At 34.9% G+C, this 12,863-nt stretch carries 7 protein-coding genes; all 7 read right to left on the reverse strand.

Annotated features, from left to right (window positions below):
- Window positions 1-2: 2 nt before the first annotated feature.
- Window positions 3-824 (reverse strand): peptidoglycan-binding protein, encoded by an 822-nt coding sequence (locus BUE22_RS18040; protein WP_073397183.1) that lies wholly within the window; start codon window positions 822-824, stop codon window positions 3-5.
- 93 nt (window positions 825-917) lie between these two features.
- Window positions 918-1,571 (reverse strand): hypothetical protein, encoded by a 654-nt coding sequence (locus BUE22_RS18045; protein ID WP_124020496.1) that lies wholly within the window; start codon window positions 1,569-1,571, stop codon window positions 918-920.
- 13 nt (window positions 1,572-1,584) lie between these two features.
- On the reverse strand, window positions 1,585-5,580 hold the full coding sequence (locus tag BUE22_RS18050) for an eCIS core domain-containing protein (RefSeq protein WP_243396795.1): 3,996 nt from the start codon (window positions 5,578-5,580) through the stop codon (window positions 1,585-1,587).
- 21 nt (window positions 5,581-5,601) lie between these two features.
- Window positions 5,602-6,855 (reverse strand): eCIS core domain-containing protein, encoded by a 1,254-nt coding sequence (locus BUE22_RS18055; protein WP_084540283.1) that lies wholly within the window; start codon window positions 6,853-6,855, stop codon window positions 5,602-5,604.
- A gap of 59 nt (window positions 6,856-6,914) precedes the next feature.
- On the reverse strand, window positions 6,915-7,814 hold the full coding sequence (locus tag BUE22_RS18060) for a DUF6734 family protein (RefSeq protein WP_244152490.1): 900 nt from the start codon (window positions 7,812-7,814) through the stop codon (window positions 6,915-6,917).
- A gap of 13 nt (window positions 7,815-7,827) precedes the next feature.
- Window positions 7,828-9,432 (reverse strand): contractile injection system tape measure protein, encoded by a 1,605-nt coding sequence (locus tag BUE22_RS18065; protein ID WP_073397187.1) that lies wholly within the window; start codon window positions 9,430-9,432, stop codon window positions 7,828-7,830.
- On the reverse strand, window positions 9,433-12,861 hold the full coding sequence (locus BUE22_RS18070) for a PKD domain-containing protein (RefSeq protein WP_073397189.1): 3,429 nt from the start codon (window positions 12,859-12,861) through the stop codon (window positions 9,433-9,435).
- Between the last annotated feature and the right edge of the window lie 2 nt (window positions 12,862-12,863).

A 12,863-nucleotide genomic window follows, 5' to 3' on the forward strand; every position in this document is an offset into this window, starting at 1 on the left:
TTTTATGCGACTAAAGATTCGATTGAGAAAAAATCAATTTTTGATTGTTTGTAATTTCTGATTCTGTTCATTACAGCATTTCCGTTATGCGAACCGTCACTATTAGTATTACCTTCAATTGTTTCAATTAAATCGCCGTTAACAGCAGTTACAATTCCTGTATGAAACCAGTCATTTGTTGTTTTTTGAATCAGAAATATATCTGCAGGTTTTATCAAAGCCGGATTGGTTCTTGCCGTTTGAAAACGAGTTACTATTTTTTTCTGAATTCCGGTTACGCCAACAGTATCACAGCTATAAGTTAAAGGCATCAGGGTTTTGAAATTTTTTCCCTGAACAGAAGCCGCCTGATCAATTATCGCCTGAACAAACCCCATGCACCAAAACCATTCAGATCCTTCATGACCATCCATATAACTTCGCACCCACGGACCCGTATTGCTTTGGTTGTTGATGACAAGTTCGAAAGGGTGATTTTTAAGATGGTTTTTGGCTGTATTCAGTACTAATTCTCTCAAATTATTGCCTGATACTGAATTTTCAAAAGCATTTTTAAGAGGAGATACAAGTTTGTCAAAAACTTTTTGATCTACAATTCCGTTTTGCGATAGGTTGTTAACTCTTTGAAAATTAAGGACTGCTTTTTCTGTCGCCGGACCAAAATCACCATCAATTCCGGTTGCGGTTCCTGATTCTGGATTTTGTATAGCAAATAAATTTAGCCAGGACTGAATTTTTTCAACGTCTTTTTTGTTGTTATTCACTCCTTTTTTTTGTTGTGTTGCTTTTATAAGCAGCTCTTTTTGGTAGGATGTTTTTTGCATGACTTAAGGTTTTTAGTTAATAAATATTATTTATGGTTTTTTAAGATGAGTGATTCCTTTTCAATATTTATGAAATAGTTTTAAGCGATTTTATTACTCGTACATCTTAGAATTTTTAATGAATTTATCCAATTCTGGACGGTCGATAAAGCTGTAGTCAAATTTATCTTTATTGATAATTTCTCTAACTATTTTATTATTATATGGTTTTAGTTTGAATATAGCATTGAGTATTGAAGCGTTGAAAGCCAAATCATTTTTTTTGTATTTTTTCAAAATTTCAGAAATGATTTCTTCGACCTGATTTTTATATTCCTGATCTTTCAATGCTATTTCTACCAATCCATTTATAATGATAACCTTGTCTTCCCAAGTTTGTTCATTCTTAAGAAAAACTTCCAATTGTTTTATTGCTTCACCACCAATTTGTTTAATCACATTTGGTAATTCAATACGATACCAAAATGCTTCCTGATTTTTTTTTTCTATTAATGAATTTAAAAGAGTTTCAATTGATTCTTTTGAATGTAATTGTCCCAAAGCCCTCCATGCATGCATAGGAGCAAATTGCTCCATTGAAGCTCCAGTTGTAATGACACTTAGATCTGATGAGGCAATGATTTGTATAAGTGTTTTGGCATCGGTTTTTTTTAGATCCAGCTCTTTGATATAATCAGGCCAGATTTTATCAAAGGACGTTATGCCAAATTCACTTAGTTTATTTAATAATATATCTGATTTTTTCATAATTACTGAATTTTTAGGTTGCATTAGGATTAACATAATAATTATTTCCAACCCGTGTTATTTTTTTACTAGTTGTTAAAATTTGAAGTTTTTCCCTTGTTTTATTTACACTTTTGCCAATATCAGCAGCGAGGGTTGTATAATTTGTGTAACCTGTTTTTTTGTATGTTACACCGTCTTCAACGGTTGTTATTGCGCTTGTATTACCTTTAAGACGCTCGATAATTAATTCACCAATATCGGTAATTCTTCCAATATCCGGAAAAGTAGGGGCTTGTGCATTTGCATTTCCGATAGAGGTTTTTGAGCCATCATCATTTATTTTGTTAATTGGTCCTGTTATTGATTTGGCAACATAAAATCCTATTGCTTTTTTTACTTGATCAATTGTAGGATCAGTAATACCAGGCAGGGCATCTGCAGCACTTTTATCGTTTTCATGGTATTGGACTGTCATGTCATATTCAAGTTTACTTGTTTTATTATCGCTCGCAATTTTTTCTGGTACTTTCATTTGTTCATTCAAAGTTTTTAAGCCAAAAACAATATTAGAAGCATTCCATTTTCCAAATAAATGATGAGCTACAATATGTACACCCAAAGCAGTTGATTGAGGATGTTTTACACCTGTTTGTGCCACCCATTGATCAATCAGATTCTGACCGACAATTACCGATCTGCTTCCGGTAGCAACACCTGGGCCAGCGACTGGTTTTTTACTCGTTAATGGATTTGCAATTACTCTCGAAGGTCTTCCGTCGCCATCAGCAGTTGCGGCTATAACTGTAGGATCTGTCTTTTTTCTAGGAGTCTTCTTAACTCCGCCAGCTTTCTGTATGTAAGTATAATCCCAGGTTTCTCCTCCATCAGCAACTGATGAAATCTCAATTACAGACGAATGGTCATTGTTTACTTTGTTTTTTATTGCCTGAGCTTCATCTACCGTAACTTCTCCCTCATCATTTTCTTTTTCTGTTTCACTATCAATTTCAGCTAAAGCTCCCGCAATTGGACCACTTGCAGCAGCTTCAGGTTCACCTCTTCCCATAACTCTATCCAACATCGCCATTCCCGTATCAACAGCTTTATTCACCAGCCAAGTAAGCGCCTCATCCACCATTTGCTGTACAGAAATAATCATTTCGCCAATTCTTGCTCCAATTCCTGTTAAGCCAACCTGATTGGCAAGGAAACCGATTACGACCGGCATGGCTTGTCCCATAGTTCTTTCCAGATAATTGGCTGCTGTTGTTACATTGCCTTTGGTTAAATCTGCGACACCGTTGACAAAAGAGTTAACGACTTCCAGCATTTCACGCAGGTATTTTATAAAACTTTGTATGGCGTTGAAGAAAGCTATTGCCCCGTTTATAATTGCCATGATTCCGGTTGGGTCTAACATGCTTAAAAGCTTGGCTGTTATGCGGTTTACGATGCGTTCCATCACGAAGTTTTTTACAGCGTCGAGAACGGTATTCCATAAATTACTGAGCTGTTCCTGAATTTTATCCCAAATAGCAGCCATTCCTCTTTCGTGAACATCTTTAATAAATGTCCAAATGCCTTCGAGCGTATTAATCATGCTTCTAATTCTGGCAACTCTTGCAGGTCCTATGCGTGGATGTGCCGCAAGTTTTTCCCAGATTTTTTCCATTGAGATATTCAATACTTCCATTACCCAGGTAATAACACCTTTTAAAGTAAAATCAGTAAGTACAGGAATGTTGGCATCTTTTAATTCGCTCATCAGCCATCCCGTTACACCATTGATTAAATGGGTAACAATATTGTCGAAGAACTGAATAAATCCTTGTTTCAGGGCTTTAAAGATATTTTTTAAGAAACCAATTGGGTCTTTTTTAATATCGTCAATTGCTTCTAAAGCTCTGGTAATGATGTTTCCTATAAGATCAAATGGGAAATTCATGATTTGAAGAATCGCCATAATCACAATCCTGATGATTTCTGCCACAAAAGCAATCAGTCTGCCGATTGGTTCTCCGAATTTGTCGATAATTCTAATGAAAGCATCAAGGGGATTAATAAGATCGTTGATGGTAAACGAATTCCAAAGATCTGTAAAGAGTTGAATAATTGAAGCAGGCGTCATGTTTAGAGTAGCAACAGCCGCTTCAATTTCGCCGGCAATTCTGGCTATTGCACCAGATTCAACCATTTGGGCGTATTGTTCTTCGCCGCCTTCCATCAAACTCATAAAACCTCTAATGAGATTTGGAACCGATCTTTCGACAGTTTCATTTGTAAATGGATCACGCCCTATAATTACTTTTATCAAAGAATAACCTCTTACGGTTGCGGCTTGTGAAGACAGCCATCCTAACAATGAGTCTTTAACAAGTTCTAATACTTTGAGAGCCACGCCAGAGGCAAAATCCCAAACACGTTGCAGGAATCCGCCCGCCTGAGCTGCAAGTGCTGTAAGATTATCAGCAATATTCATTAGGTTAGAAGGCTGAATAGCATCCCATGCCGAAGTTATAAGTCCGCGAAGTTCGCCTAATAAAGAATTAAAAGTTCCAACCTGAGTGTCAAGCCAGTCGGCAGTTTTTTGCAGCGTGCCTTTCTCGCGCATTTGCTCAAGCTCTGTTTGCTTGTCTATCAGTATTAAGAAATCTTCTAATATTTCTACTGTTGTTGCATTGACTGCTTCATCGCGTAATGGATCGTATTTGATTATTTTTTTGATTAATGACCAGGCTTTGTTTTCAGCCAGTAGAGGTTCAGCAACACCAATCAAGGCTTCTTTGATCCAGGTAATTACCTGATCGACAAGCGAAGTTGCGAAAGTAGTTACCCGATGTACTAATTCATTAAATTTAGTTCTGGCAACATCTATGAAAGTTGTAACTGAAGATTCGTCCCAAGCATCTTTAACGAGTTTGAGTAACGCGTCCATACTGAGGCCCAATTCACTCAAACGATTGTTGACCCAATCAAAAACACGATCAATAATGCCATATTCCTGCAATTTATCAAATATTGCTGTCCCAAAGGGAATCAATCCCATAAATCCTTCAATAAGATTGATGGCATTTCTATCGACATTTACATCATTCAAGGGATCATAACCTGCTACAACTGTAAGCAGTGTATAACCCGGAATATGTCTGACGTTGTCTTTTATAAAACCGGGAATCGCAAAGGACAATAACGAACCTTGAATCATTTCGGGAGCAGAGGATATTTCTTGTGGTTTTTTGCGAATAGTAGCGCCTTGCTGAACAGTATGTGTTAATTCGTGTGCCAGTAAATGCTTGCCTTCCTGAGAATTTGGATTGTACTTTCCTTCGTTAAAATAAATATTGTTTCCGGTTGCAAATGCTTGTGCGCCCAATTGCTGATTCATTTGTACAGCGGTGGAGTCATTGTGAATGCGTACATTACTGAAATCGGCTCCAATACCGGATTCCATTTCGGTTTTAATTTTTCCCGAAAGGGGAGAACCTCCGCCTTTACTACTGTTTAAAGTGCTTTCAATATTAGGACTGTCAGACGAACCCGATGCTGCGGCCGGACTCATCTGAAGTTCATTATCTTCTTCTTTTGCCTGAATTTCTTCTTCTCCTTTGGTTTGAATTTCCTCGTCGGCTTTCTTTTGTTGAACAAGGGGTTTTGGTTTTGGAGTTTTTTCGGCAGCTTTAGTGACTTCAGTTTTGTTTTGGACGGTTTCTTCTTTCTCTGTTTTTAACTGAACAACAGGAGTGATATTTTCTGCTAATGATTTTTTCTGAACAGCATTTTCGTCCTTTTTCGGTTCATTTGATTTTTTTTGAACTGCAGGCGATGGACTAAAGAAAGATTCGGAAGTACTATTTTGTTTTTTTGATACTACCTGGTCAGCAACATTATCGGCTTCAACTTCATATTTATCATTTGATTTTCCAATGTTGAGCTTTGCCTGAACACCAAAAAAATCGTCGCCCTGTCTTGAGTTAAAAGCAGATGGGCTGGAAGGATTTGATTTTGATTTTTGGCTAAATGCTGACATAGAAAAGCTTTTATAGTCTCGTTATGATGTTGTTATAGAAATGTTTCCGGTTAAACTGCAATGCGTTGGATCTCCGTTATAGCCTCCCAAATAAATTTCGACATAATAAGTGCCGCTGCTTAAATCTGAAACCGAGGTACTTCCTCCTGATAATGAAATCGTTTCGGAATGCACATTACTATCAAACCAATAATCTGCACTTCGGTATATTTTAACTTCTATTGCATTGGCTATATCACTACATCTGGGCGGACCAACCCAACCCAAATTAGAACTCACTTGTATAGAACCACCACTGCCAACACTAAAGTTGTTTGATACACGTTTGTGTGTTGTCCATTGGTTTATATTCCATGGTATTGTGGTTAATTGCACAACATTGCTTTGTTTTTGAACATTTTTACTTCGATTTCCTTGCTGAACAGTATGTGTTAATTCATGCGCCAGTAAATGTTTTCCTTCTTTAGAATCAGGATTGTATTTTCCTTCGTTAAAATAAACATCATTTCCGTTGGTAAAAGCCTGTGCGCCTAGTTCCTGACTCATTTGAACGGCATTTGAATCGGTATGGATTTTTACGTTACTGAAATCGCTGCCAAAACCTGATTCCATTTCTCTTTTTGTTTTTTGGTCTAAAAGATTTCCGCTTCCTTTTGAACTTTCCAATTTTCCTTCCAATTCATTGTTCTGAATGTCACTTTCTGCATTTTCTGTTTTTTTCTGAACTGGTTTTTCCTCTTCTTTTTTATCTTTTTTCTGAACTTTATCTTCTTTTTCGCAATTGTCGCATTTCGCCTGAACGGGTTTTTCTTCTTCCTTTCCTTTCTTCTGAACCGGTTTTTCGTCTTCTTTTTTTTCCGATTTTTTCTGAACAGGTTTTTCTTCGTCCTTTCCTTTCTTCTGAACAGGTTTTTCGTCCTCTTTTTTATCTGATTTTTTCTGAACGGGTTTTTCTTCGTCCTTCCCTTTTTTCTGAACAGGTTTTTCGTCTTCTTTTTTATCCGATTTTTTTTGAACGGGTTCTTTTTCTTCCTTCATATCTTTTGCCTGAACAGAAGAAATAGTTTCTGAAATGGGTTTTTGCTGAATTTCTTCTTTCGATTGCAAAAGTCCGTCGCCAGAAGAACGATTGTTTGTTACCTGATCTGCAACTCTATCGGCTTCTACTTCAAATTGATCACCTGCCGTTCCTGTTTTTAATTTTTTCTGAATTTTTGGTTCAAAAAAAGGAGAAGGCGAGTGCTTGTCCTGTTTTCTGTTTTCTAAAGATCTCATAGCTTCATTTTTTATAATTTAAAACAGATAATTATTTCTTTACTCCTAATTGGCTTATTTTAAGCAACCATAATTTTAGGATTTACATCTTCTTTTTGCAGTATTTGATGTTTTTCTAATTCAATTTTTATTTGGTCATACCAATACGGAAAAATTTTAAACAGTCGGTATTCAATTTCGTCTGTAATGTTTTTTTTGTACTTTTTAAGACCAAAGAGATGGCTATAGCCCAATTCATTGGCACATCTGCCATGTTCGGTGATATTTTGTCCTTTAAGCAATAAGGTTGGCGTGATGTTGTAATAATTTAAAATCGCTGCCAGATTGTATTGTTCGATAACAATGCAGGGTTCAAATCCTTGTTGTTTTAAGGGAGCAAATTCTTCGCGATGTGTCACATAAATTTGTTCCAGATCGTAATAGGCGTTTACAAAATTGTCGCGAAGTTTGAGATCATTAAAACCCAATATGCCACAACCATAAGCGTGTCCTAAATTAGAATGCCAATAGGGTAGTTGTTTGGTATATTGAGAAAAAAAATCAATTTGTCTTTTATAATGCATTTCGTAGCCGCATTCTTTTCTTTCCAGCATTACAGTCTCGAAATTAAAGTTGATTTTGTTTTTTATAAACACATCTGTGTCGAGATGAACAAAGGATTTTGTCTGTTTTTCGATAGCATGAATTTTCGATTTCATCCAGAGTTCTTTATTTTTTTCATTGCTTACTTTTGTCACTTTACATGGCAGCATATACAAGAATTTATACACAGTTTCGTCAGCATAAAGTTCAATGTCTTTGTACCAGAGATGACTGTACAAAATGCTTAAAGCCGTCATATAGATGGTTTCCTTCAATTTATTACCCACTTGCCAGCGGTTATTTAGTAAAGGAAAAGTATCCAGACTGTAGATAATTCTTGGTTCTTCTTTCATAAATGTTTTATTTTCGGTGCTCATCTTCATTTATTTATTACCAGTCAACAAAAATTATTTTGTTTTTCCAGGCCAGTTTTACAATTCCTAAATTCCAGGCAATTTTATCCAGCAAAATATCCTGTGTTTTTCTTTCGACAATAACTTTCGGATGATCTTCAGACAACATTATTTTTCCCGGTCTTTGTAAATATTCGTTTTGTAACAAGGCAACAGAAGAATCTTTCATGATTGACCAGTTTTCCAGAATGGCCTGTAACATTTCGTTACTATGATTTTTTAATTCTTCTGATAGTGTAATATTTCTGTTTATGGTTTGGTTTGCCGGAATGTTGCACAAGAATTTTTCGAACAGCATTTCGTGTTCATAATCCTGTTCTTTGGCCGTAGCGATATAATGTAAAAGGTGCGCCGCAACTTCGGGATCATTTATGGTATTGTCTTTATGGAGTAATTTGCAATTCTCAAAAAGCTGTTTTAGAAAAGGGTGAATGAGAATTAATCCGGCATTGTTTACGTAATAATCAGTAGCGGTTTCAGCAAGGATTTCTTCATTTAATAACAAATCAGAATTCAAAATTTCTTCTGTTTTAACATCTTTATTATTATTGAAAATTTCTTTATTAGTATCGAAAATCAAATTTATTTCTTCAACTTTTTTATCATCCGAAACAGAAGATTCCTGTGATTTTGTAAAATTGGATTCTAATAATTTATTGTCTTTATTTTGAGGTGTTTCTGAAATTTTTTGTTCGAGAAAATTCGCTATAAGCAAAACTTCATTTTCCAGATTAATTAGTATTTCTAAAACGGATTGATTTACTATTTGATTCTTTATGATTTCTAAAACAAATGTTGAAGGGTACTTTTTAATAACATCAAAAGAAGTAAACAGATCAACTAATTTTTTCTGTATTAGACTTTCGTTTTCCTTTAATAATTGCGAAATAAGTAGATCCCAAACTAGATTTCTCTGATGTAATCCTTGTTTTGATTTTGAAATAACGGCATTTATAGTGTCTTTTATTTTGTTACTATTTCCCGAAGTTGTTTGTTCAGCAGCATTTAATTCGAAAAGAAATTTTTTCGCAAGAATACCATAAATCTGATTATCGGATAATTGTTTGATGAATCTGATTCTGCTTTGTCGATTTTCTAATGCCTTTTTTAATTTTAAACCAAAAGCTTTTTCGCTGATCATTTTTTCAAATTGATTCTCTGTGCTGAGGTTGAGAATATCTTTTGAAAGAGCGCTCCACGAAGTAGTTCCGGTTTGTAAAAAACTAAAAAATTCATTGATGTTTTTTTCTTTGGCAGGAACCAGGGTATAATTTTTTGTATCAGGAAAGCCCTTGTCAATTTGTTGTTCTATTTGTTTTTGAAACTGATTTATGATTTCGATTTTTAGGGTATTAAAATCAAAATCAACAGGCATTGAAAAATCGATGTTTAATTTTTCTATCTGAATACTCTGCAATGGCATTTTATCATGAAGCGTATCAAAATAAGCTTCTAAAAGAGGAAAAACTTCCTCTTTTAAAAACGTGTTTAGATTGTCTTTAAGATAATACGCCTTTTGTTTAGAAGGGGTATTGACTTCAAGAAACAGCTTATTGATAATATGTTGATTCGCAGTCGGCATTTAGCTTAGATAGTTTATTTGTTTGTTGATTTCGTCTACTATAAAAGTGACATCATTAAATACAACTTTCATATCTGACAGGAATATTTTTAATGTTCCCTTAGGGTCTGTATTGTATTTGACTTTTTTAAGACTTACCAGCAACGCGTTAATACGATCCAAAACAGATTTAATCTGATCAGTAAATTCTTTGATGTTTTTTGTTTGCTGGCATTTTAGGATAAAATAAAACAGCTCGATATGACTTTCGGTAAGGGAACTCAGAGCTATTTTTTCACTATTTATTGTAGTATCTGTAGCAACTAATACTTTGCTATAAAGACTGTCTGTAAACATTTCGACTAATAAATGGTTGAATTCACCATTTATGTAAGCAGTTGTTTTTTCGGCTACATTTTGAATTTGCTTTTCAACTTCGGTTTTGATAAAAATAGTGTCTTTACCAAATTTTTCTAATTCAGGCAGACTGTCTATTTCTTTAAACATCAGTTTTGTTTTTTTGATAAAGGTGTTGACACTTTTTGTACAGTTATCTATAGGAATTCTTTCTATAAGAGGTATATCTCTTGGACCATCGGTATCTTCACCGCAATATTTACTGTAGGCATAAAGTGTTACCTGAATGGATGCACTTTCATATTTTGAAATAGAGCTTATTAAGGGTTCAGTTGATTCGGTTTCAAATACTACTCCTGCTATTTCCCATACATATTTTACTGCGTCTTCAGAATTGTTGATTAAGGTCAGGTTATCATTTTCAATAGTATAATCAAATTTTGCTATTGGCAGGTTTAGCATCTTAATGACAATATCCGAAGGTTTGCCATTTACGTAAACCACGACCTTGTTTACTTCTGGAGGAACATCATAACCAATAAAAACATATTGTTTTGTATCTTCATCGAAAGAAACGCCGTCGCCGCTTAATATTACTTTTTTACCTTTAGATTCGATGGTGAAAACATACGGAGTATCGTCATTTCTGCAGACATTATTAACGTCAATACTAACTTTGATATCTGCAATTTCAAAAGTTACCGAATGGTTTACTGTGTAGCTGCAGTTGCCATTATCTCCAACCACTTTTACAGGAAAACTATAACTGTCTTCGACTGGCGATTCATAGGTATAGGTATGCTGGATTTTTGTTTCAGTAGTGATAATGATACCGCTTTGATCACCAAAATCCCAAACGTATTGTATTTTGTCCTGATTATCGCTCGTAATGATAAAATCAACAGTAACTTCATTGCTTTCTTCTGATGGCGTGATTACGGTTGTAAAATCAAATTTTGGTTTTCTAAAAATGGTTACTTGACATTTTGTTTCGATGTTATTGACCGTAAAAGTTATGGGCTGGCCTATAAGTTCTTCGCTCACGAGTTTTGGATCAAAAACAAATTCGCCGTATTCATTTTTTGTAACTCCTCCATTCAAATATTCGCTAATATCTGCTTTGACATAACCTCCGGTTGGCGTTACATGAAATGGATAATAGGAAGTTTTTTCATCAAAACAAAGTTTATCTACAGGTAAAGAGAGCGATATTACATTATCGTCGCAGCACAAATAAGGCAAAGTAAAATCGGCAATGATGGGATTATATACAATCGCTTCTTCCTTACTGCCTTCGCTTTCAAAATCGCCTGCTAAGGAATTTCCTTCTGAATAATAATACGGATACGATCTGTATTCGTCTTCAATATAAATCATGATAAACGTGCCTCCCGGTGCTACACCTGCTTTGTGTTCGTAGCCATGATTTTTGTTGAGATAATACGAAGTAAAATTCTCCATAACTTCTTTTGCTTCATACTCAGTTACGCCAAGTACGACAACATTAAACCCTAAACCATGCTGACGTTTTATTTCCTGAATCATTTTTAAGGCTTCCTTGTAATTTTTTCCGTGATGCCCTTCAATTCTGTAAAAATCATGGTCTGAGATAAATTCCAGCGGTTGTTTTGTATTCAAATATTGGTCGTGGTAACTTCTGTTGCTGTATTGTTTTGCTATTGCTGTTTTTTCGTAATCCCAAAGTTCAATAAGATGATTTCCAACATTATTATAAAACGGAATCGCTTTTTTACTTAAACTACCCAACTCAAAACTAGGCGTAATTTTGATGTCATTAAAATTGACATTGTAATTGGCCAATAGTTGTACAGCGCGTTTTATAAGGCTGTATAATTGTTGTAAATGGGTATTTTTTCCGTAGCAAATTTTGATTTCCTTACCTTCCGGATCGATAATAAATTCATAAACTTCCTCTTCTTTTACGGGCTCATTAAACAAGTCAAATGGCAAACAATCATTGGCTGTACTAAGGTTTTGACCGGTAAGCAAAGGCGATTTGTAAAAACCGTGTCGGTATTCAAAATACGGTTTGGTTTTTACGATTTCTCCCAACATTAAATGTTTGGGAAAAGATTTTAAATCCGGACAGCAAAATTCACCGTCCATATGAGCTAATAAGTTTTTTATCTCGTTATAAGTATCAATTAAATCGTTGAGAAGATCGTATCTGTATTGAAAATCGGGAGGGATATTATTCTCATCAAAATCAAATAATTCTGCCAGATTTTTTTGAATTGAATTTAAAATTTCCGGCATTTGTAAACTCTTCAGCAGGATTTCAAAACCTTCGTGCAGTTTTTTTATCACATTGTTTTTGAATATACCGTTGGTGAATGTTTTTTTGATTTCGGTATAATTGATAAAATTTTCGGGATGTAAAACGATACGGTTTGAAATTACCGATGGCAGGTTATAATACAGGTTAGCAAAATTGACTGCGTTGAAAATTATATCATGGCTTTTAATTTGCTCCGCAATAGCTTTACTAACCAATAATGCTTTGTGATTGCCAATAATTTCTAATCCCTGATTATCGCAGGAAAGACTTACGCACAGATCTGCCTCTTTCTCATAAGTTTCTATATATAATAAAGTTACAGCATCAGTAAGATCTAATCCTGTATTTTCTTTAAGAAATTCTATAGGGAAAGTATTGGCACTGTCAAGCACCTGTTGTTCGTAAGTTAAGAGTTCGAAAATTTCAAGCTGATCGCTGCCATTGTAGAAATAAGGTTTGTAAGCTGCTTTTTTGTTGTCGTGCACTTTGTAATGCGTGTATTGTTTGCTTTCAAAATCAATGACTTTTTCGCCGTTAGGAATAGTATTGTATAAATGAATAAGATCACCATCAGTAGTTATTCCGCTGCCTTGTGTTATGGAGATGTTTTTTGAAGATTCATTATAAGAGACCTGAAATCCGCAAATGATGCCCACACCACTAAGACCAATTCTGGAAATACGGTCCTGATCATCAAAATAATCTACAATCTCGTTAAGATGTCCTTCTGTAAGTACCTGGTTTTTTGTAAATTTTCGGTACAAAGTTGTTATGGTTGAAAGTTTTGCTAACATTT

It is taken from the genome of Flavobacterium pectinovorum (assembly GCF_900142715.1).
In the GTDB taxonomy this organism is placed as follows: Bacteria; Bacteroidota; Bacteroidia; order Flavobacteriales; family Flavobacteriaceae; genus Flavobacterium; species Flavobacterium pectinovorum.